At 64.4% G+C, this 20,657-nt stretch carries 19 protein-coding genes; 13 read left to right on the forward strand and 6 right to left on the reverse strand.

The window, feature by feature from the left end:
* The first annotated feature begins 4 nt into the window (after positions 1 to 4).
* From RAD10_RS19360 to RAD10_RS19370, 3 genes are all read left to right on the forward strand, one after another.
* Positions 5 to 1,105 carry an ABC transporter ATP-binding protein gene (locus RAD10_RS19360; protein WP_461618796.1) on the forward strand — a complete coding sequence of 367 codons (1,101 nt, stop codon included), beginning with the start codon at positions 5 to 7 and terminating at the stop codon, positions 1,103 to 1,105.
* 34 nt (positions 1,106 to 1,139) lie between these two features.
* Positions 1,140 to 2,129, forward strand: a complete 990-nt coding sequence (locus tag RAD10_RS19365) for a hydroxyacid dehydrogenase (protein ID WP_461618797.1) — start codon at positions 1,140 to 1,142, stop codon at positions 2,127 to 2,129.
* A 256-nt stretch (positions 2,130 to 2,385) separates the two neighbouring features.
* The gene (locus tag RAD10_RS19370) at positions 2,386 to 2,913 is read left to right on the forward strand and encodes a hypothetical protein (RefSeq protein WP_183707129.1); all 528 of its coding nucleotides are present in this window, start codon (positions 2,386 to 2,388) and stop codon (positions 2,911 to 2,913) included.
* Positions 2,914 to 2,978: 65 nt separating this feature from the next.
* Here the strand turns inward: RAD10_RS19370 and RAD10_RS19375 are convergent, their stop codons facing one another.
* Positions 2,979 to 3,476: a DUF1993 domain-containing protein gene (locus tag RAD10_RS19375; RefSeq protein ID WP_461618920.1), complete on the reverse strand. Its 498-nt coding sequence runs from the start codon at positions 3,474 to 3,476 to the stop codon at positions 2,979 to 2,981.
* 126 nt (positions 3,477 to 3,602) lie between these two features.
* On the opposite strand from RAD10_RS19375, the gene RAD10_RS19380 reads away from it, so the two are divergent.
* The 7 genes from RAD10_RS19380 to RAD10_RS19410 all read left to right on the forward strand — a co-directional run bounded on the left by RAD10_RS19380 (position 3,603) and on the right by RAD10_RS19410 (position 12,578).
* Positions 3,603 to 4,382: a transporter substrate-binding domain-containing protein gene (locus RAD10_RS19380; RefSeq protein ID WP_461618798.1), complete on the forward strand. Its 780-nt coding sequence runs from the start codon at positions 3,603 to 3,605 to the stop codon at positions 4,380 to 4,382.
* A 14-nt stretch (positions 4,383 to 4,396) separates the two neighbouring features.
* Positions 4,397 to 4,885, forward strand: a complete 489-nt coding sequence (locus RAD10_RS19385) for a hypothetical protein (protein ID WP_461618799.1) — start codon at positions 4,397 to 4,399, stop codon at positions 4,883 to 4,885.
* Between the two features lie 201 nt (positions 4,886 to 5,086).
* Complete coding sequence (locus RAD10_RS19390) at positions 5,087 to 5,965, forward strand: DUF2147 domain-containing protein (protein WP_461618800.1); 879 nt, start codon at positions 5,087 to 5,089, stop codon at positions 5,963 to 5,965.
* A gap of 459 nt (positions 5,966 to 6,424) precedes the next feature.
* A complete protein-coding gene (locus RAD10_RS19395) occupies positions 6,425 to 9,217 on the forward strand; it encodes a PAS domain-containing protein (protein WP_461618801.1) in 2,793 nt (930 codons plus the stop codon).
* A complete protein-coding gene (locus tag RAD10_RS19400) occupies positions 9,214 to 10,791 on the forward strand; it encodes a CHAT domain-containing protein (protein WP_461618802.1) in 1,578 nt (525 codons plus the stop codon). Before RAD10_RS19395 ends, RAD10_RS19400 begins: the two co-directional genes overlap by 4 nt.
* Before the next feature lie 34 nt (positions 10,792 to 10,825).
* The gene (locus RAD10_RS19405; RefSeq protein ID WP_461618803.1) at positions 10,826 to 12,064 is read left to right on the forward strand and encodes a hypothetical protein; all 1,239 of its coding nucleotides are present in this window, start codon (positions 10,826 to 10,828) and stop codon (positions 12,062 to 12,064) included.
* A gap of 157 nt (positions 12,065 to 12,221) precedes the next feature.
* Positions 12,222 to 12,578 carry a hypothetical protein gene (locus tag RAD10_RS19410; protein ID WP_461618804.1) on the forward strand — a complete coding sequence of 119 codons (357 nt, stop codon included), beginning with the start codon at positions 12,222 to 12,224 and terminating at the stop codon, positions 12,576 to 12,578.
* 143 nt (positions 12,579 to 12,721) lie between these two features.
* Here RAD10_RS19410 and RAD10_RS19415 read toward each other — a convergent pair whose 3' ends face one another.
* Positions 12,722 to 13,126, reverse strand: coding sequence for a (R)-mandelonitrile lyase (locus tag RAD10_RS19415; RefSeq protein WP_027542853.1), 405 nt, complete (start codon positions 13,124 to 13,126; stop codon positions 12,722 to 12,724).
* Between the two features lie 17 nt (positions 13,127 to 13,143).
* Positions 13,144 to 13,842 carry a ribonuclease activity regulator RraA gene (locus tag RAD10_RS19420; RefSeq protein ID WP_018317993.1) on the reverse strand — a complete coding sequence of 233 codons (699 nt, stop codon included), beginning with the start codon at positions 13,840 to 13,842 and terminating at the stop codon, positions 13,144 to 13,146.
* 253 nt (positions 13,843 to 14,095) lie between these two features.
* Between RAD10_RS19420 and pxpB the strand changes: the two genes are divergently transcribed.
* The 3 genes from pxpB to RAD10_RS19435 are packed head-to-tail and all read left to right on the forward strand — an operon-like array spanning position 14,096 to position 16,661.
* A complete protein-coding gene (gene pxpB, locus RAD10_RS19425; RefSeq protein WP_461618805.1) occupies positions 14,096 to 14,827 on the forward strand; it encodes a 5-oxoprolinase subunit PxpB in 732 nt (243 codons plus the stop codon).
* A complete protein-coding gene (locus RAD10_RS19430) occupies positions 14,824 to 15,861 on the forward strand; it encodes a 5-oxoprolinase subunit C family protein (RefSeq protein WP_461618806.1) in 1,038 nt (345 codons plus the stop codon). Before pxpB ends, RAD10_RS19430 begins: the two co-directional genes overlap by 4 nt.
* Before the next feature lie 32 nt (positions 15,862 to 15,893).
* Positions 15,894 to 16,661 carry a LamB/YcsF family protein gene (locus tag RAD10_RS19435; RefSeq protein ID WP_028144574.1) on the forward strand — a complete coding sequence of 256 codons (768 nt, stop codon included), beginning with the start codon at positions 15,894 to 15,896 and terminating at the stop codon, positions 16,659 to 16,661.
* A 119-nt stretch (positions 16,662 to 16,780) separates the two neighbouring features.
* On the opposite strand, the gene RAD10_RS19440 is transcribed toward RAD10_RS19435, so the two are convergent.
* From RAD10_RS19440 to RAD10_RS19450, 3 genes are all read right to left on the reverse strand, one after another.
* Complete coding sequence (locus RAD10_RS19440; protein WP_165637618.1) at positions 16,781 to 16,933, reverse strand: hypothetical protein; 153 nt, start codon at positions 16,931 to 16,933, stop codon at positions 16,781 to 16,783.
* Positions 16,934 to 17,138: 205 nt separating this feature from the next.
* A complete protein-coding gene (locus RAD10_RS19445; RefSeq protein ID WP_461618807.1) occupies positions 17,139 to 18,752 on the reverse strand; it encodes a sulfite reductase subunit alpha in 1,614 nt (537 codons plus the stop codon).
* Positions 18,749 to 20,536 carry a NirA family protein gene (locus RAD10_RS19450; protein WP_461618808.1) on the reverse strand — a complete coding sequence of 596 codons (1,788 nt, stop codon included), beginning with the start codon at positions 20,534 to 20,536 and terminating at the stop codon, positions 18,749 to 18,751. Before RAD10_RS19450 ends, RAD10_RS19445 begins: the two co-directional genes overlap by 4 nt.
* Positions 20,537 to 20,657 lie beyond the last annotated feature (121 nt).

Here is a 20,657-nt window from a genome sequence, read left to right on the forward strand (position 1 = left end):
TCTCATGGCTGACGTTGCTTTGCGGAAGGTAGTTAAGCGTTACGACGATGTCGAAGCCGTGCGCGGCATCGATCTCGATATCGCCGACCATGAGTTCATCGTGCTGGTCGGGCCTTCCGGCTGCGGCAAGTCGACGACGCTGCGCATGATCGCGGGGCTCGAGGACATCAGCGACGGCGACATTATGATCGACGGCGACGTCGTCAACGACGTGCCGCCGAAGGACCGCGACATCGCGATGGTGTTCCAGAACTACGCGCTCTATCCGCACATGACGGTCGCCGAGAACATGTCGTTCGGGCTGCGCCTGAAGCACTATCCCAAGGCCGAGATCAAGGCGCGGGTGACGGAAGCCGCCCGCCTCCTCGACATCACCGACCTGATCGACCGCAAGCCGAAGCAGCTCTCCGGCGGCCAGCGCCAGCGCGTCGCGATGGGCCGGGCCATCGTGCGCAACCCGAAAGTCTTTCTGTTCGACGAGCCGCTGTCCAATCTCGACGCCAAGCTGCGCGTGCAGATGCGGATCGAGATCAAGAAGGTGCACCAGAAGGTCCGCACCACGACCGTGTACGTCACCCACGACCAGGTCGAGGCGATGACCTTGGCCGACCGTGTGGTGGTGATGAACAAGGGCAAGATCGAGCAGATCGGCACCCCGAACGAGCTCTACCACAAGCCGGCCACGCGCTTCGTCGCCGGCTTCATCGGCTCGCCCGCCATGAACTTCATCCCGTGCCGGCTCGAGGACGCCGGCGGCACGCTCCAGATCCGGCTCACCGACCGCATCGCGTTCGCGCTGCCGCCGGCCCGCGCGGCACGCTACAACGCGCTGCCGCGCACCGACAAGCTGCTGCTCGGCCTGCGGCCCGAGCATCTCACCGAGTCGCATGCGCATCTGGGGCCGGGCGTCGAGAGCTTCGACACCGTGCTCGACGTCACCGAGCCGATGGGAATGGAGACCCTGGTCTATTTCGGGCTCGAGGGCACGCCGATCTGCGGCCGCGTCGATCCCAACGCCGGCGCCAAGGACGGGGCACCCATGCGTTTGGCGATGGACCTCAATAACATGCACCTGCTAAACGAGGCGACCGGCGTCGTGTTGTGACGCCGGTCCAAGAAACTCGCGCAGGCAGGGGACGATGGCGACCAACAAGAAGAAGATTTTCGTTACACAAACTTTGTCGCAAGGAGCACGCGCCCTCCTCACCCAGCGGGACGATATCGAGCTCGTCGAGTTTGCGAACCTGATCTCGGCCAGGGATTTCGAGGCCTTGCTGAAGAGCCATGCGCCGGTCCATGGCGTGGCGCTCGGCGCGACTGCCTTCGGCGAGACCGAGCTCGAGGCGTCCAAGGACATGAAGGTCGTGACCCGCATCGGTGTCGGTTACGACGCCGTCGACGTGCCCGCCCTCTCCCGCCGCAAGGTACCGCTGATGGTCGCGGGCAGCGCCAACTCGCCCTCGGTCGCCGAGCAGGCGCTGTTCATGATGCTGACGCTGGCCAAGCGCGCGAACGAGTTGCACGCCTGCGTCAAGGACGGCAAATGGGCCGACCGGCTCGGCATGCTGCCGTTCGATCTCTACGGCAAGACCGTGCTGATCATCGGCTTCGGCCGTATCGGCAGCCGTACCGCCAAGCGGTGCCTGGCGATGGAAATGACCGTGCAGGTCTACGATCCCTACAAGCCCGCCGCCGAGATCAAGGCTGCCGGCTGCGAACCCGTCGCTGACCTCGACGCCGCGCTGCCTCACGCCGATTTCGTCACCATCCACTGCCCGAAGACGCCGGAAACTTTCGGCCTGTTCGATGCGGCGCGGATCCGCCGGATGAAGCCGAAATCCTATCTCATCAACACCGCGCGCGGCGGCATCGTGAAGGAAGCCGCGCTGTACGACGCCCTGGTCTCCGGCAAGCTCGCCGGCGCCGGCATCGACGTGTTCGAGGTGGAGCCGCCGCCGGTCAGCAACGCGCTGTTCGCGCTGCCCAACGTCATCATCGCCCCGCACGTCGCCGGCGTCACGGTGGAGGCGGTGAGCCGCATGAGCGAGCAGACCGCGCGCAATATCCTGAGCGTGCTGGACGGCGATCCCATCCGGCAGAACATCATCAATCAGGACGTGCTGGGCTGAACAGGCCGAAGGCGGGCGGACAAAGCGCGATGAATCCTCATCGCGCTTTAGTTATTGTTTGAGCATGATCTTTTCGGAAAACCGCTGCGCACTTTTCCGGATCATGCTTAGCCCACCCGCCTTCGGAAGGCCAGAATGCGTCCCATTTTGGTGCAGATCGAGCCCCAACTCAGCCTTAATCAAACGCGCGTAATAAGTCCGGCCGCGGCGGCAGTGGGACAGACTGGCCGGCCGCGTCGAGCTGGAGGATGGACCCTTGTCAGAGATCGACCCGACCGACCACGCGCTGGCGACCATCGCCAGCATCCTGGAGCACCCCGAGCCCGTCCTCGTCATTCGCAAGACCGAGACGGAGATCGTGGTTGCCGGAGAGCGCGAGCACGTGGACCCCGACGAGCATCAGGTCGTCGATGAGTATTCGGCTGTCGACGAGCATCCGTCGGTCGACGAGCATCAGTCAGTCGACGAGCATCCAATGGTCGAAGAGCAGCCGCTGGTGCCGGAGCACACCGATGCCGACGGCTACAGCAAGGTCGGGCCCGGGCCCATGGTGGCGATCCGCCTGAAATGGACGGTCCATCGCGGCGATGACGGCCAGTATTACGTCCACGAGACCATCGGCGAACAATCCACGCCCGTGGTCAGCGGCCCCATGACCAGCGAGGCCGCGGTACATTTCGTCGACGTCCAGCAGGACGAGGCGAACAGGCGCTTCGAGCAGCTGCGCAGCGAGATCGCCGGCCGCAGCTCGCTCGCCGATTACGAGCGCAAGGGCGAAGCCTAACGCTCCGGCCGCAGGTCTCGGTGCACCTCTCCCCGACGGGGAGAGGTGACATCGCGCCTCGCCAACTACTTCCTTCCCAAAAAATCCTTCTTCACGAGCTCGACACCTGCGTGCCGCAACAGGTCGTAGGCGGTCGTGACGTGAAAGAAGAACTGCGGGACACTGAACGTCAGCAGCAGCGCGCGCCCGGTGAAGGGCAGCTCGGTCCCGTTCTTCAGCTTGAAGAAGACATTCCGCTCCGCCGCGGCATCGATCTCCGCGCGCGGCAGGCTGTCGATGAACTCGATCGAGGTTGCGATCCGCGCCTGGAGCCCGGCCATGTCGTGCTCCAGCGCCGGCAGCGCCACCGGCTCGAGCTCCGCCAGCAAGGCCGGGGCGACCACCGCATGCCGGCAGGCCTCGCCGACCTGCTGCGCCAGATCGTACATGTTCGGGGCCAGCCGCATACCGAGCAGAACGGCCGGATTGAACTTGCGGGCCTCCGCATACGCCACGCCCTTGTCGAGCAGTCCCGACAGGTTGCGCAAATGCGGGACGAAGAGACCGACAGAGGCCTCGTACATCGAGATCGTCACGTCAGAATTCCCTTCAATTCCATCTCGCCAGCGACCGGCATCTGGTCTAAATCCACCCCTCAAGAGCTGCACAATGACAGCTCGCGCAGGGGTGGAAAAGAGATGATCGTTCGGATGGCTGTTCGAATCTTGGCGGCTGCGGCCGTGGCGTTGCTGGCAAACCTTTCGGCTCAAGCGCAGCAGGCGCCCTCGCGCCTCGACGAGATCGTCAAGCGCGGCACCCTGCGCGTCGGCATGACCGGCGACTACAAGCCCTTCACCTATCTGGACAAGGCGACGCAGCAGTTCAGCGGCTTCGATGTCGACATGGCTGAGGCGCTCGGCAAGGCCCTCGGGGTCAAGGTCGAGTTCGTTCCGACGGCCTGGCCGAAGCTGATGAAGGATTTCGAGGCCGACCAGTTCGACGTCGCCATGGGCGGCGTCTCGGTCACGTTCGACCGGCAGAAAAAGGGCTTCTTCTCGACGCCGATCATGCGCGAGGGCAAGACGCCGATCACGCGCTGCGCCGACGTCGGCAAGTACCAGTCGCTTCCCGACATCGACAAGAAGGGCACCCGCGTGATCGTCAATCCCGGCGGCACCAACGAGCGCTTTGCGCGTGCCAACATCAAGGACGCCGAGATCACCGTCTTCTCCGACAATACCGTGATCTTCGACGAGATCGCCAAGGGCAACGCCGATCTGATGATGACGGACGCCTCCGAGACGCGCTACCAGCAGAAGCAGCACGCCGGCGTGCTCTGCGCGGTGCATCCCGAAAAACCGTTCGACTTCTCCGAGAAGGCCTATTGGCTCCAGCGCGACATGGCGCTGAAGGCCTTCGTCGACCAATGGCTGCACATTTCCATGGAAGACGGCAGCTACAAGAAGATCTATGCAGCGTGGTTCGACTAGCAATGCGAAGGGAATTGGCAGTCGCAATCGTGCTCGGGATCAGCGGGACTCACGGCGCGCTCGCGCAGACGAAGTTCATGCCCGCGACAGGGCCGGCCTGCAAGGACGAGTCGACAGATGAACTCGGCCTGTGGACCTGCCCGGGTCCGGCCGGTTACGTGGTGAGCTTTGCCGACGAAGGCAACATCGTATCAGTCACGATTGCGCCTCGGAGCGCAATCGAGAAGGTGTCCGGGCCGACCGCGCAATGGCGCGGCGCCGGCAAGTCGTTCGGCGAAAAGGTGCAATGGATCATGCGAGCCGGCGTGCCAAGGGCCGCGGTGATCCGCACCTGGCGACAGGTCGGCGAGGATGAGAAGGAGCTCCAGGAGCTCTCCGTGTTCGCGATCAGCGGCACAAGGGCCTGCCTCGTCGGTTCGGTCGATGTTCATGCCGATAAGGCGAACGACGCAGCGCTTGCCCGCGCCCACCAGGCCGCCAATGCGGGCTGTCCGCGGAAGTAGACGCGGCGCGCTGAATTTTCGCCGGTCGGGCGCGCCACATTGGCGCGGGGCCGCCCCGCCCAACTCCGGGCCGAGTTCGGCGTTATTGAACCAAGGTCGGCGCGCGCACGACTCATACCGAGAACAGTGATCTAGATCACTTTTGAAGATCGAACCGGGGCGTAAGCGTCGGTCCGGGGACTATCTGCTCAGGAGATGGAAATGAGGAAGCTGTTGGCCGCGGCCGCATTCCTTTTGGCGAGCACAGCTGCTCAAGCCCAGTACACTTTCGAATATGGCGGGCGCACCATCCGCATCGATCCGGACCGCGGCACGGTGCAGATTCCCGGCGTGTACGACAACACCGGCCAGGGCAAGGCCAAGAAGGCCAAGAAGAACGAGACGGGTCCGGGCCAGCAGGCGCCGCAGCAAGCCACCGTCGAGCCGCAAACGCCGGCTCAGCCAGCTCCCGCTCCTGCGCCGGTCGCCCCGCCGCCAGCGGCCGCGCAGGCGCCTTCGCCTGCCCCCGCCGCCGTAGCACCCCCGCCGCCTGCTCCGCCTCCGGCCGCGACCGCCAGCAATGCGCCGGCCGAGACCGCCGTGTCGCCGCCGCCCGCGCCCCCTCCGGCCCCTGCACCGGTCCAGCAGCAGGCAGCGCCCGCCGCGCCGCCGCCGGCCCCGACCGTAGCTGCCGCACCTCCGGCTGCGGCCCCGCCTCCGCCGCCCGCACCGGCCCCTGCCCCCGTTCAGGCCGCCGCCGTCGCCCCACCAGCTCCTGCAACAGCGGCCACGCGCGATCTCAATTCACCGCTCGGCGTCTGGCTCACCGAGGAGAAGGAAGGCAAGGTCCGCATCGAGCAATGCGGCACCAATCTCTGCGGCTATTCGGTCGACGGCAAATCGAACCAGAATGGCGAGCAGGTTCTGATCAACATGAAGCCCAGCAAGGACCAGAAATGGTCCGGCCGCATCCTCGATCCGAACTCCGGCTCGACCTACGATTCCACGATCGCGATGAAGGGCACCGACCGCCTGCGCGTGCAGGGCTGCGCCTTCGGCGGCATGTTCTGCGGCGGCCAGACCTGGACGCGGGTGAATTGAGCGGCGCTGATTGCACGTGAGCCAACATGGCGCAGCCAGGCTGACGCTTTTTCGCTGCACAACCTGCAATCGATGATCCGATCGCGGGGATAGTGGTCGCTATCCCCGCCGATGAGAGCCGGGGCCTCGTGCGTACGACCGCTCGATTCAAATGCCCCCATTGTGAACCATTTCATACTCTGCCCGCCGTCGTTGCTTCTAGTCTGGATTGATAGCCAGACTATTTGCGACCTGTTTACCGCGCAGTCGGCGCCATTTCGCCGAAATTGAGTAGACCGAAACGAGTCGATTCCCGACCTCCTTTCGGCGCCTTTAGTTGCGTAAGCGAGCGAGGTTGTTATGGAGGAACTCCGTGCGACGCCATCGCTGGTCTCCGGTGACTGGGGCCCCGGCTTATTAATGTCGGAGGAGAGCATACGACGCCATGTGATCGGCGCGCTCCGAAGTCGGCAGACAAGCTTGACGACCGCGCTGCAGCCTCTGGTCGACGAGCAAGCGCGGATGCTGGTTTCGGAGTTTGGTTTCGACGCTCACACCGTCGGCAAAATCCTGCAATCGCAAAACACCATGCTGAGCGTATTGTCGGATCGGTATGACGCGCTCGATGAAGCCGCACATTACAGCGAGCTTCCCTTCGTCGAACTGGCGAACGACGGCCGCATCGTCTATTCGAACGCGGCATTCGACAAGCTCATTCCCGGCAGGCGCGGCGCGGCTTTCTCCGGGTTGTTCGGATCCCGTGCAGCCGATGTGTGCATGGCCCTCCGGGCAAATCACAACACGAGTTTGCGCGCAGACATCCAGACCGACGAAGCGGTTCGTCAGGTCAGAGTTGAGATCGGCCCGCTGCGCGACGAAGATGGAAAGCCGGGCAATTACGCACTCCTTCTCGACCAGAGCGCTGAACAGAGCCGCCTCGATGCCTTGCAGGATGGCGTGCTCCGCACCGACTTGACAGGCAAGATCCGGTTCGCGAACGAGCGCGCGGTGCAGGTTCTGGGCTTCTCGGAATCAGAACTCAAGGAGATGTCCCTCTCCCTCGTATTCGGACCCGAGGACGAGGGAGCGACGAACCCGTTCGCCGAATGGATCACCAAGCAGACTGGCTTCTCGAGCTTCGTCAGGCTCCGCCCGAAAGACGGTCGTTCTGTTCTGGCAAGGGTTAGCGGAACGCCCTACATGGAAGCACCGAACAGCTCGGCCGGGTTATTGGTGCTGTTCGCTCCTCTTGCCGAAGATCGCGCCCGTCGCGAACTCAAGACAATTCTAGCCGAGCACGATGATCCGCAAGAGATCATCGAGGCAACGCTCCAGGTCATCGGCAAGGTCATCCCATTCGAAATGAGCACGTTCGGGGTCTACAACGATCTCAGCGATTATTGGCGAGCGGTCACTGTCTTTCCAAGACCCAGCTGGGAGTGGAGCACGCGTTGGTTCAAGGTGCCGCCCGGCGTGATCGATTGGCTCGAGCAGGGCAAGACGTGGGACAACGATTTGGCCGCGTTCGTCGAGCGCCTCAATCCGGAGGAGATGGACAACCCGGTGAGCAAGGCCATCATCGCCGACGAATTCGAGTCGATGATCGTATTGCCGATCCGCAAAGCCGGAGGCCGGTTTGGAAGCTCGCTGGCTCTGCTGTCCCGCAAGCACAAATACACCGCCTCGGACCTGCGCACGCTGCAAAATCTCGGCGTCGAGGAGATATTGCAGGCCGCAGACGCGGCCATGGAACATGCCCAGGCACGCGCCTTGCGCAAACTCAAGGACGATCTGAACAAGGCCGCGAGCGCACGCGCCATCGCTGAGCTGCTGGCTACAGGCACCACGAAATGCCTGGGCTGGGAATATGTCGGCGTGTTCCGGGTCGATCGCCGCCGCAGCAAGTTCGTGCTGGTCGCCGAGCACGTCAAGAACGACCGAAACCTGCTCGTGAAAGCACCTGACCGCAAGGCCGAATACACCCAGGAGCTGTCCAGCGGCATGCTCGGCAGTTGCCTGGCCGAGCGGGACATTCTGGTTGTTCCTGACATCAGCGATACCGAGCACAACTACGGCTTCATCAAGACCGCACCCGATCAACGATCGGCCATGACAGTCCCCCTGTTCGTGAATGGCAAGATCGAACTGATCCTGGACATGGAATCTTCGGAGCTCAACGCGTTCCGCGGGCCTGATCGGGACGCGGCGAGTGGCCTCGCCGCCGACTGCGAACAGATCTTTGCGGCTCGCTGGCACGAAGCGATCGAGCACGCGCTCATGGACAGAATCGAGCAGGCGGCCGTCATCGTCGACGCCGTTGGAACGATCTGCCACATGAATGGTGCAGCGGAGAACATCTTCGGCCAGGCGCGTGACAAGAAGCTCTCGTCATTTGGCGTCCGGAACGAAGATTCCATGCAACTGTCGGAATGCGGGATCCAGCACCGTCTTCATATCCACCTGACGATCGGCGACGCACCTCGCACCGAGCTGACGACTCTCGCGAATCGCGAGCCGTTGAATGACGACTATGGTCATCAACTCTGGCTGTTCACCAGCCTTGCCGACCAAAGCCGGGAGAGCGACTGGGGCTATCTGGAGGAGACTGTCACGGCCGTTGCGCGCGAGACCCGCGCCCCACTGTTGATGGCCGATGGCTTGCTGCGCGGTGCCAAGTCGCTCCTGAGCAAACCAGAGCTCATGAGAAATTGCGCCGACCTGCTTGAGCAGGCCGCCAACCACCTTCTGAGGGCCGACCTGACTTTCGAACGTCTGTCCGAGCGTCTTACCGTTCAGCAGACGCCGCAGGAGGTGCCCGAGCTATTAGACGTAGTGGACGTGCTCTATCACGAGGTCGAGGGCCTCCCCGTCGAAGACCGTGACGCGATCCACTTCATCGACGAGATTGCGACACGTCGTCCTCTGTGGGTCAAGGGGTGGACGAAGAGGTTGAGCTTTGCGTTTCGCTCCGCCCTCAGCTCGCTCCTGCTGTTGCGCATCACGCCGAACGACAGATTGACCGTCACGATCGTGGAACAGCCGCCGCATCACCTCTCGGTGTCCATGCGCCTGCCTGCCACGAGCGTCGACACCCTGGCGCCGTCGGCGGCGGACCCGATCGAGCAGAGCCAGCACCGGGCACGGCAGATGGCCAGCATCGCGATCGAGGCGATACGCAAGGCTGCCGAGCAGCACGACGGCACTCTGGTCGAGTTGGACGGCGCGGGACTCGAGTTCAACCTGCCATTGTGCGCGCAGGAGGCACCGGTATGACAGCAAAGATTGCCATAGCCACCGCCGAACCAAGCATGTTCGAAACCCTGCGAGGACATCTGCTCGCGGCAGGAGTGGCCTTCGAGGACCTGTACGACAAGCCTCTGATGACCCCGGACCAGACCAGCGAATGGCTCATCGCGAATGAGACTGAATTGCTCGTGCTCGACGCCCGACTGCCGACCGACCCCAGCGCCGTATACGACACACGCACGACTCTCGGCGCGAAGCACGTCCTCAACACCGTCGTTTTGGCCCAGGACCCCCACACCTCCGTGCTGGTCATCGCACCCTCGTTCGGGACCTGCGCGGACCTGGAGGAAGAGTGCAGAGCAGCAGGCAATGCGTTGATCCTGCCGATGGACGCGCTGCAGCTGCACCGGCATCGGATCTTGCGCCCGTTCATTGCGATCCTTACCGGGCATCCCGACGAGACGAATGCGATTCCGGGCGCCTTCCGCGTGATCGAGATCGAAATCCATAGCGCCAAGGTGGAATGTCGGCTCGGAACGGGTGAAGACGGCTCTCCGATGCTTCGCTGGAACACCATCAGCGATCTCGATGACCTCAAATCTGCAGCTCAAACCTACGCGCGCGATGAGATGCCGCTGAACAATTGGCTCGGCCAAACGCGGGACATCGGGACCCGCTTGTTCAAGAGCTTCGTCGTAAAAGCGATCGGCGAACATCTGTTCTCGCAGATCGAGAAGTCGGCAGGCGGGCTGGTGGGACTGTCGTTCCGGTTCGTCATCAGCGATGCCGGCTTTTATTCGGTGCCCTTCGAGGCGAGTGTACGTTATCTCTCGGAGGAAAACGGGCCATTCGTGCTGCTCTATGCGCCGATCGTCCGGCGCATTCCATCCTTTGTCCGCGGAAGGGCCAGTGAGCGGGCGCGGATCAAACCGGGCGCAAAACTGATGTTCGTTCGTTCACAGATCGGCGAACATCCGGATATGAAGCTCGACAGCGCGATCTGCGCCGGCAAGAAGTTCGACAAGCTTGGCAATATCGACATCGAACTGGAGCATGTGAAACAGCTGGGTGCCGCGGGCTGTTTCGATTTGAAGATCGTCAACTTGTCGGATGCCCCTCCGGGCGAGGCCGCCCCCTACCTGCTGAAGCAGCTCGACGCGTTTCGGCCGACCATTCTCCACTACGCCGGCCATGCTTGGAGCGATGGCCAGCAAACCGCGACGCTCGTCCTTCCCGGACTGCTACCGGAGCAAGCGGTCGGCTTGAAGCTCGACAGGGTGGCGGCCTCCGACGGCCTTTCAGCGACGACGCTGGTCTACCTCTCGGCCTGCCGTGGCATCTCGAAGGGCTGCGTTCAGCAACTGGTGATGAACGGAATCCCCTACGCCTTGGGATTCCGTTGGAATGTCGAGGACGAACGCGCGCCGCAGTTCGCCAGGGAGTTCTATGACGAGCTCCACAAGACGCGATCCGTTTGCGTCGCGTTCCGCAAAGCCTGCCGCGCATCGTGGGAAAGCCTGAACTACGACGAAGAGAGCCCGATCTGGCTCTCGCCGATCTTGCTGGCGCAGTCGACCGATTGGGCAGCACGCTGCCAGTGAGCAGCCAGTGAGCTGCTTGGAGTGGAAGGATGTCATGACAGTCTGGGCCACACTCAAGAACGTCGTGGAGCACTGGGCGAGCCGCGAGTTGCGGCGCCCATATGTCGGTTACGTCGCGTCGAGCGATGGCAATGCGATGACAGCGGGACAGACCTTCCTGCCTGAAGCGAGCTACTTCGGTGTGCGTATGGTCGAAATGGGCTTGCAAGAAGGCGGCAAGTTCTTCAGCTCGTTCCTTCCGCTCGGCGTCGTGCTCACCGAGTTCAGCTTCGGCGACGGGCGTCAGCGCCGACCCACGATCTTGAGCAATGACGAGATCGCCGCTCAGCTGAAGGCGGCCGGTGCCGCTCCAGGTTACGTCGACTTCAAGAACATCTACGCCGTCAGGCGCGCGCCCATGAAGCAGGACAATTTGTCCCTGTTCGTCGGGCTGTTCCGCCTTCCGTTTCACGACGTCGCGCAACAGGTCCTGCAATTGGCCGCCGACCTGACCACACAGACCGGGCTCGCGCCGGGTGTTTCCGACGGGTTGCGTGTGGCTGAAAAGATCTACGACCGGGTCTCCGGCCTGTTCGGACTCAACATCGTCACCCCCTTGTTCTCGTATGCCGACGGCAATGCGCTCGGCCGCAGCGGCTATCTCCTGGTTGCCGGCTCCGATCTCGACGAGGCGGTTGCCAAGCGGCTGGTGGTGACCGACGACAGATTGCTGCTGGACGGCCAGCGCGTGTCCGGCTTGGACTATTGCCTCCTGGCCATAGAGTTCACGGCCAGCCTGCTGCCTGAGGGGCCTGATACGATCAATCCTCTCACCCAGCTCGGATTTCACCGACACTGGCTGGGTGTTGCAAGCAGCGTCATGAAGCGGGAGCTGGAGCATGCGGACGAACAGATGCTGACCCTGCGCTCCGAGGTGATCACTTCGCCTGAGCTCGCCGAAAACGATCGGCTCGTGGCCATCGGCGCCTACCAGACCAGCTACGACAAGCTCGTGGAGCGCGTGACGCCGAAAAATGCTCACCGCGGCTGGGAAGACGCGCTCCTGACCGACCCCAACGACAAGACAATCGCCAAACCGGCCGTGACAGAGCTCCTGAAGGGGATGCAAATCCGCCTGCTCACCGGCATCAAGGACGCCCCTGATGATCCGGACAAGCTCTTTGCGTCCGAGGCGTTCGCCTTGCGAAAGACTGTCGGCAAGGCCCCTCTGGTCGATACAAACTCCGCCGTCTCGCTGGCGCGCGTGATCAATCGCACCGCGAAAGCAAGGTGATGGCGCGAACGCCTGCTTTCACGCCTCTGCCCGGCTGATGCGGCGACGCTAGGACACGATCGCGTTGGACCGTCCGACCGCATCCGTGACACCCCTCACATCGGCCCGTCCCGTCTCGTGACACGATCTCCCCCAGGTTCAGCCAATGGGGCGTGTCATGCGACTTCTTTGCAAGGGTATCTTTGCCGCGATCTGGGCCATCGCCCTGCTCTGCGGACAGGCAAGTGCAGCATCGACCAGCTTCGACGGCGCCTGGAACGTGCGGATCTCGTCCTCGAGCGAGACCTGCGGCAACGGCGCCACCGTCGCGATCGGTATCAACAATGGGCAGATCGGATCGACCAGCGCCGCGGTGACGGCATCGGGTCGTGTGGCGGACGCCGGCAGCATCAACGTCACCTTGAGCACCGGCATCAAGCGCGCCGTCGGCTTCGGCCGGCTCAGCGGCACCTCGGGCTCCGGCACCTGGCGCGGTGCGCTGTGCAGGGGCACGTGGACGGCGGAACGGATGTAGGGCTTGTGTCCCGGACAAGCAACAGCGCGAAGCGTTGCTGCGCCGAGCCGGGACCCAGATTCCTTGCTCGTTCGGCAGTTCTGGGTCCCGGATCGGCGACGCATCGCCTTGGGGCGATGCGTCTTGTCCGGGACACGAATGCCTTAGCCGACCGCCGCCCCATACTCCGCGTCGGTCACCGGCTCCAGCCATGTCGAGTAGACGCCGTCGAGCGCTTCCTGCATGGCGATGTGGCACATGCCGTTGGTCGGCGAGGCCCCGTGCCAGTGCAGCTCACCCGGCGGGATCCAGACGGTGTCGCCGGGACGGATCTCCCTGACAGGACCGCCCTTGGTCTGGACGCGGCCGACGCCGGAAATGACGTAGAGCGTCTGCCCGAGCGGATGGTGATGCCAGTTGGTGCGCGCCCCCGGCTCGAACGCGACGCGCGAGCAGTTCAGCCGTGCCGGCGCGGGCGCCATGATCACGGGGTCCTGCCACACGGTGCCGGTGAAGTTTTCCTTGGGCGCGCGGCGGGTCGGCCGCGTGCCGGCAACAGTGATTTCCATGGGGGTCCTCGCTTCCGTTACTTCTTGCTGGCGGCGTAGCGCGCCTTGGTCTCAGCGTTCATGGGGTAGAGGCCGGGCAGCACGGCGCCGTTGTTCACCTCGTTGACGATCCAGGCCTCCATCCGCTCCTGCTCGACGCCCTCGTTGAGCACGTGCTCGAGCATCGCCTGCGGGATCAGCACGCAGCCGTCCTGGTCGGCGACCACGATGTCGTTCGGAAAAACGGCAACCCCGCCGCAGCCGATCGGCTCGCCCCAGCCGACGAAGGTGAGGCCGGCAACGGAGGGCGGCGCGGCATAGCCGTCGCACCATACCGGCAGGTTGGTGCCGAGCACGCCCTCGACGTCACGCACGACGCCGTCGGTGACGAGCGCGGTGACGCCGCGCTTCATCATGCGGGCGCAAAGGATGTCGCCGAAGATACCGGCATCGGTGATGCCCATGGCATCGACCACGGCGATGCAACCCTCGGGCATCGCCTCGATCGCCGTGCGGGTCGAGATCGGCGAGGACCAGGATTCCGGCGTCGCCAGATCCTCGCGCGCCGGCACGAAGCGCAGCGTGAAGGCCGGGCCCACCAGACGCGGCAGGCCCGGGCGCAGCGGCCGCGCGCCCCGCATCCACACATTGCGCAGGCCCTTTTTCAGCAGGACCGTGGTGATGGTGGCAGTGGTGATGCCGGCGAGGATCTTGCGGGCTTCGGGGGACAGCGACATGGAAACAGACGAGCTCCGGATGGGCGGGAAAGAACGGGCGCATCTTGCGAGCCGGGCGCTTTGCGTCAAGGGCCAAGAGGCTATCAATAATGCAGGGCCGGTGGGCTGTTATGCGACGCGATAACAAAGCCTTATCGTGGCCTCCTGCATTAATTTATTGGACTTGCGGGCGCATTTACGCGAAGCAGGGGTGAGGCGGAACTTCGAGCCCGCTCCTGCAAAAGCCCGATTTCGACAGCTCTTCGACAGCTCAATGGCCGCGACGCTCCCCCCGCCCCGCCTTCTGCCCAGTGGCGACAGCGCCGTCACGGTCGAGTTCAGCCGCACCATCGACGACGACGCCAACCAGCGCGTTCTGGCGCTGGACAAGGCGCTCGCAGCAAATCCTATCGACGGCATCACCGAGACTGTGCCGACCTATCGCTCGCTGCTGGTGCACTACGATCCCGGCAGGATCGGTTTCGACACGCTCGGCGAAAAGCTGCTGCCGATCGCCATCCAGCCGCCGCCGCCGGTGACCAAGGCGCGGCGCTGGCGCATTCCCGTCGCCTATGGCGGCGAGCATGGCATCGACCTCGAGGATGTCGCCAAGGCGCTGAGCACCACGCCCGACGACATCGTCGCCCGGCATGCGGGCGGCGACTACAAGGTCGCCATGATCGGCTTCACGCCGGGCTGGTCCTATCTCAGCGGCCTCGACAAATCCCTGCACATGTCGCGCCGACAAAATCCGCGGCTGCTCACGCCCGCCGGCACGATCTCGATCGGCGGCGTCCAGGCCGGGATCCAGTGCCTGGCGGCCCCGAGCGGCTGGCATCTGCTCGGCCGCACGCCTGTCAGAACCTATCAGCTCCACCGCAATCCGACCTTCCTCACCGAACCCGGTGACCGCGTGACGTTCTTCCCCATCGACTACAAGACCTTCGAGGAGTTGGACCACGCTGCGGAAGCCGGAGAGATCGTCGCCGAGCAGGTGCTTGCATGAGCCGGCTCGTCGTCGCCAGCATCGGCCCGGCAAGCTCCGTTCAGGACGGCGGACGCCACGGCGCACAGCGCTATGGTCTGACGGTGAGCGGTGCGATGGATCGGCTGTCGCTGGCGGCGGCGAATACGCTGGTCTGCAACGAGCCGTTCGCAGCCGCTGTGGAGATCGGCCCGTTCGGCGCCGCCTTCACCGCGCGCGATGGCGCCGTGCGTGTCGCAATTTCAGGCGCGCCGCGCAATGCGGACGTCGCTGGAAACCCGGTCGCGATGGACACGTCGGTGACGCTGAAGGACGGCGAGACGCTGACGCTGGGCTTTGCCCGCGGCGGTGCGTTTACGTATCTCGCCATCGAAGGCGCCATCAAAGGCGAGATGGTGTTCGGCAGTCTCGCGGTGAATGCCCGCGCCGGCCTCGGCAGCCCCTACCCGCGCCCGCTCCAGGCCGGCGACGAATTTTCGGTCGATGCTGCAAGCGGTGCGGGCGAATTGCGCATCGAACTGCCCAAGCCCATGAGCGGTCCGATCCGCGTCGTGCTGGGTCCGCAGGACGACGAGTTCGACGACGCCAACAAGGCGCTGTTCCTGGGCAGCGAGTGGAAGATCTCGGCCACGTCAGATCGCATGGGCTACCGCCTCGAGGGCCCCGCCATCAAGCATCTGCACGGCCACAACATCGTCTCCGACGGCACCGTCAACGGCAGCATCCAGGTGCCCGGCAACGGCTCGCCGATCGCGCTGATGATGGACCGCGGCACCTCCGGCGGCTATCCGAAGATCGCAACCGTGATCACGGCCGATGTCGGCCGCCTCGCCCAGACCTCGGCGGGAACCGCGTTCCGCTTCAGGGCGGTCAGCATGGCCGAGGCGCAGGACGAGGCGAAGAAGTTCGCGCAACTGATCCGCAACCTGCCCGACCGTCTGCGCTCTGCCGACACCGTCGCGCTCAACATCGAGGCGCTCAGCGATGCCAACGTCGCGGGCTATGCTGTGAGCGCCATGGATGCCGGAACCTGGCAGGTGACGGCGGAGCCATAAACGACACGACGACCAGAGGCGGAGAGCAACCCATGAAGACGATCGATCTCAATTGCGACCTCGGCGAAGGTTTTGGCGCGTGGGAGATGGGCAACGACCCCGCGATGATCGAGCTGGCAAGCTCGGTCAACGTCGCCTGCGGCTTCCATGCCGGCGACCCCGACATCATGCGCCGGACGGTGGAATTGGCGAAGGCGCGCGGCGTCTCGGTCGGCGCCCATCCCGGATATCGCGACCTGCACGGTTTCGGCCGCCATCCGATCGCGGGCCTGAAGGCGTCCGAGATCGAGAACCTCGTCGCCTACCAGATCGGCGCGTTGCAGGCGATCGCGACCGCGGCCGGCCACAAGGTCACCCATGTGAAGGCGCATGGCGCGCTCTCCAACGTCGCCTGCGAGGACGACATGACCGCCAAGGCGATCGCCGCCGGCATCCGGGCGGTCGACCCCAGCCTGATCTTCGTCGTGCTCGCCAATTCGAAGCTGGTGAAGGCCGGCGAAGACGCCAATCTGCCGATGGTGCACGAGGTGTTCGCCGACCGCGCCTATGAGGACGACGGCAACCTCGTCTCGCGCAAGAAGCCGGGCGCGGTGCTGCACGACGCCAAGGCCATCGCCGACCGTGTGGTGCGCATGGTGCAGGACGGCGCGGTGGTCTCGGTGACGGGCAAGGTGATCAAGATGCGCACGGACACGGTGTGCATCCACGGCGACACCCACGGCGCCGTCGAGATCGCGCGGACCTTGCGTCAGGCCTTGAAGGATGCCGGGATCGAGGTCGCGCCGTTCAAGCGCGGGTGAGGCACAATCGGTGCCGTAGGGTGGGCAAAGGCGCATAACGCCGTGCCCACGATCTCTGCATGATGACACAGGCGGTGGGCACGCTTCGCTTTGCCCACCCTACGAGACCGAGCAAGATCTTAGAACGGGTGTATCGACAACGTGCCGAACACGATCGCCGCGATCACGGCAAACGCGCTGTAGAGCGCGAAATGATGCATGCTCGCCCCGGTCCGCCGCGAGAGCGAGCGCGCATAGAAATGCAGCCTGGCTTCCGCCGATAGTTCGCGCATGGTCGATCTCCAAGGCCCCATTTGCGGGATTATGAGGGATCAACCTGGGCGGGAGGCAAGATGCCGGAGGAAAAAGCGATGCGCCTCCTTCGAAAGGGCCGCATCGCAGAGGTAAATTCTCTCCAGGTACAGGTTCCGAGAATCTTATTCGTTCAAATCCGAGCCAGTTGGAACCAGCTCGGACGACGGTAGAGTGACGCTAGACTTAGTACACGTCGGCCTGGAAGCGGCCGGTCTTCTTGAGCTCGGCGACGAAACTGACGGCTTCGTCGGTCGAACGCGCGCCGAACTGGGCGACGATGTCGACCAGCGCGCGCTCGACGTCCTTGGCCATGCGCTTCGCATCGCCGCAGATGTAGAGATGCGCGCCTTCGGCGAGCCAGGTCCACACCTCGCGGCCGACCTCGCGCATGCGGTCCTGCACGTAGAACTTCTTCTCGCCGTCGCGAGACCAGGCCAGCGACATGCGCGTCAGCAGACCCGAGGTCTTCATCGCGTTGAGCTCCTCCTGGTAGAAGAAGTCGCAATCGCTGCGCTGATGGCCGAAGAACAGCCAGTTCTTGCCGGGCGCACCGGTGGCCTTGCGGTCGAGCAGGAAGGCGCGGAACGGCGCGATGCCGGTGCCGGGGCCGATCATGATCACAGGCGTCTTCGGGTCCTGCGGCAGGCCGAAACCGTGCGCCTTCTGCACATAGACCTTGAGATTCTCGCCTTCGCCGATGCGCTCACCGAGGAAGGTCGAGGCGACACCGAGGCGCTTGCGCTTGCCGACGACGTAGCGCACGGAATCGACGGTCAGCGACAGCTTTCCGGGCGTCGCATTGTGCGAGGACGAGATCGAATAGAGCCGCGGTTGGAGCGGCTCGAGCGCCTCGACGAAGGCCTCCGGATGCGGCCGCGTGCCGGAGAACTTCTGCAACGCCGCCATGACGTCGAGCGTGGCGGCATCGCCGTCGGGATCCTCGCCCTGCGCCAGCGCCCGCGCCTTCTCGCGCTGCGCGCCGCCGGTGATGAAGGAGATCAGCTCGAATAGCGTGTCGGGCGCCGGCGACAGCGAGACGTCGTCGATCAGCACCTCGCGCAGCGTCTTGCCGTTGACTTTGGTGGTGTGGGAGGCGCCGAGCAGCGCGATGATCTGGTCGACGAGGCCGACCTCGTTGCGCGCGAACACGCCAAAGCTATCGCCGACGACGTAGTCGAGCTTGCTCTCGGAGAGATCGAACTCGACGTGATAGGTTTCCTTTTCGGACTTGCCCTTGTTGAGCAGACGGCGCGACAGGAAAGTCGCGGCAACCGGATTGTCGCGCGAGCGGCCCGGCTCTGCGATCGTCACGGTCACGGCCGGCGCGGCCACCGCGTCCGTCTTGTCAGACGCCTTGGCCGCCGGAGCCTTGTCCAGCTCCTCGTACAGCGACTTGAGCATCCGCGCGGTTTCCTTGCCGCCGGGAACGCAGAGGTTGAGCCGGGCTTCGCTGCGGCCCGCGATCGCTTCCGAATAGTCGTGGCAATTGTAGCCGCACTGCCCGCAATCCTGCTGCGCCATCGCCGCCATCATCTTGCGGCGGACGGGACGGCCCTCCGCAAGCTTCATCCGGTCGGCGATCGGCATGGTCTGGTCGTGCCAGGGCGCCTCGCCGTCGTCACCGTCGCCGGCTGCGCCTTGCATGACGGCGGTGCCCTGCTCCGCCGACAGCGGCGCGGCGACATCCGGCGACAGCAACCCGGCAAAGAAGCCGTTCAGCCAGGAGCGCTGCGCATCGGAGAACGGCGCGCTGGCGGGAATGATATCGAGTTTCGGCGGAGGCGTGATCTGGTTCATGCGGACACCTGTGCATCGGCAAGCTTGCGCAGCGTCTCGCCGTCGTGGCGGCGCGCAAAGGACAGGAAGGTTTCATCGGGCGACGAGCGATGGGCGATGTAGGCCTTGAGCAGCCCTTCGACCGTCTTCGGCGCATCCTCGGCCTTGAGGTCGTGATAGACCTCCTGCCCGACGTCGGCGTCGGGGCCGAACCCGCCCCCGGTGAAGAGGTGATAGCCCTCGACCGTGTCGTCCTCATTCACCGGCACGCGCGCCCCGATCAGGCCGATGTCGCTGATGTAATGCTGTGCGCAGGAATGGTGGCAGCCGGTGACATGGATGTTGACCGGCTTGTCCATGGCGACGCGCGGCTCGCACCAATCACCGATCTCGGCCGCGCTGCGTTTGGTGTTGGACGCCGCGAAACGGCAGCCGGCATTGCCGGTGCAGGCGATCAGGCCGGCACGGATGTGCGAGACCTCGACCGCGAGCCCGATCTGCTTGATGGCGGCGATGGCAAGCGCGACGTTCTCGTCGCGCACCCCCGATATCAGCAGGTTCTGCCAGACCGTCAGGCGGATCTCGCCGTCGCCGAGGTCTCGCGAAATCTTGGCGAGGCCCCGCATCTGGTCACAGGTGAGCTTGCCGAGCGGCAGCGAGACTCCGATCCAGTTGAGGCCGTCCTGTTTCTGCTTGTGCACGCCGACATGCGCCATGCGGTCCGCCGCGGGCCGAGGCGCGAACGCCTCTTCCGGCACGCGCGTGAACGGCGTCTTCAGCCGTTCCTCGACGAGCTTGAGAAAGCCGTCATGGCCCATGGCGTCGAGCACATATTTCAGCCGCGCCTTGTTCCGGTTGGTGCGGTCGCCATGGTCGATGAACACGCGCACGATGGCGTCGGCGACGGCCGTCGCCTGCTCCGGCTTGACGATGATGCCGGAATATTTTGCAAAGTCCTTGTGGCCGGTGATGCCGCCGAGGCCGAGGCGGAACCAGATTCCGGGCTCGACGCCGAAGCCTTCCTTCACCTCATACGCCGTGAAGGCGATGTCGTTGGTCTCCTCGAGCACCGCGATCCTGCCGGCGCCGTCGAAGGCGACGTTGAACTTGCGCGGCAAGCCGTAGAGCGAGCGATCGTTGAGGATGTGGTAGTGCCATTCGCGCGCATAGGGCCGCGTGTCGATGATTTCCTGCGGATCGATGCCGGCCGTCGGCGTGCCCGTGACGTTGCGGATGTTGTCGGCGCCGGAGCCGCGCGAACACAGGCCGAGGTCCTGGATGCCCTCGATCAGCTTCACGGCATTCTTCGGCGGAATCTCGCGAAGCTGGAGATTGGCGCGCGTCGTGACGTGGCTGTAGGGACCGCAGAGCTCGTCGGCGAGATCGGCAAGACCCGACATCTGCCAGTGCTTCATGATGCCGTTCGGAATCCGCAGGCGGCTCATGTAGGAGTCCTGCGTCGGCGCGACATAGAAGATGCCGTAATAGCGCCAGCGGAAATTGTCCGCCGGGCTCGGCGGCGTATTGTCGTGCGCCTGCTGGCGCAGCCGCGGATAGGCATCGAAGGGATGCTCGTCGCGCTTGAACTTCTCCTGGTCGGCGAGCTTCTTGCCCGACGCGATCACCTTGTCCTGCGCCTTGATGTGCACGGCATCGGGGCCAACAGGCTCGGCGTTCGGCTTGCCGGCGCCGCCTCCACCGCCGAGACCACGACCGACCCGGCTGATCTGCAGACCGGTCGTAAAACCTTCGAGATAGCGTTTCTGCTCGTCGGTAAAGTCGACTGCGAGCGTATCGATTTTCATGGTCGGTAACGAAGCTCCTGCGGCCACCTGGGTGGCATCGACGGACATTGGCGCGACCCGCGAGGAACTGGGCTGGCCCTTAAAAGCCGGCTTCGTTACCCGACGGTCCGATCAGCTTCGT

The organism is Bradyrhizobium sp. 23AC (assembly GCF_054863025.1).

Bases quoted from the DNA above. Each gene is read 5' to 3' on its own strand.
- RAD10_RS19360 (WP_461618796.1), top strand. From the start codon at position 5: ATGGCTGACGTTGCTTTGCGGAAGGTAGTTAAGCGTTACGACGATGTC.
- RAD10_RS19365 (WP_461618797.1), top strand. From the start codon at position 1,140: ATGGCGACCAACAAGAAGAAGATTTTCGTTACACAAACTTTGTCGCAA.
- RAD10_RS19375 (WP_461618920.1), bottom strand. From the start codon at position 3,476: ATGTACGAGGCCTCTGTCGGTCTCTTCGTCCCGCATTTGCGCAACCTG.
- RAD10_RS19380 (WP_461618798.1), top strand. From the start codon at position 3,603: ATGGCTGTTCGAATCTTGGCGGCTGCGGCCGTGGCGTTGCTGGCAAAC.
- RAD10_RS19390 (WP_461618800.1), top strand. From the start codon at position 5,087: ATGAGGAAGCTGTTGGCCGCGGCCGCATTCCTTTTGGCGAGCACAGCT.
- RAD10_RS19400 (WP_461618802.1), top strand. From the start codon at position 9,214: ATGACAGCAAAGATTGCCATAGCCACCGCCGAACCAAGCATGTTCGAA.
- RAD10_RS19405 (WP_461618803.1), top strand. From the start codon at position 10,826: ATGACAGTCTGGGCCACACTCAAGAACGTCGTGGAGCACTGGGCGAGC.
- RAD10_RS19410 (WP_461618804.1), top strand. From the start codon at position 12,222: ATGCGACTTCTTTGCAAGGGTATCTTTGCCGCGATCTGGGCCATCGCC.
- RAD10_RS19415 (WP_027542853.1), bottom strand. From the start codon at position 13,126: ATGGAAATCACTGTTGCCGGCACGCGGCCGACCCGCCGCGCGCCCAAG.
- RAD10_RS19420 (WP_018317993.1), bottom strand. From the start codon at position 13,842: ATGTCGCTGTCCCCCGAAGCCCGCAAGATCCTCGCCGGCATCACCACT.
- pxpB (WP_461618805.1), top strand. From the start codon at position 14,096: ATGGCCGCGACGCTCCCCCCGCCCCGCCTTCTGCCCAGTGGCGACAGC.
- RAD10_RS19430 (WP_461618806.1), top strand. From the start codon at position 14,824: ATGAGCCGGCTCGTCGTCGCCAGCATCGGCCCGGCAAGCTCCGTTCAG.
- RAD10_RS19435 (WP_028144574.1), top strand. From the start codon at position 15,894: ATGAAGACGATCGATCTCAATTGCGACCTCGGCGAAGGTTTTGGCGCG.
- RAD10_RS19440 (WP_165637618.1), bottom strand. From the start codon at position 16,933: ATGCGCGAACTATCGGCGGAAGCCAGGCTGCATTTCTATGCGCGCTCG.
- RAD10_RS19445 (WP_461618807.1), bottom strand. From the start codon at position 18,752: ATGAACCAGATCACGCCTCCGCCGAAACTCGATATCATTCCCGCCAGC.
- RAD10_RS19450 (WP_461618808.1), bottom strand. From the start codon at position 20,536: ATGAAAATCGATACGCTCGCAGTCGACTTTACCGACGAGCAGAAACGC.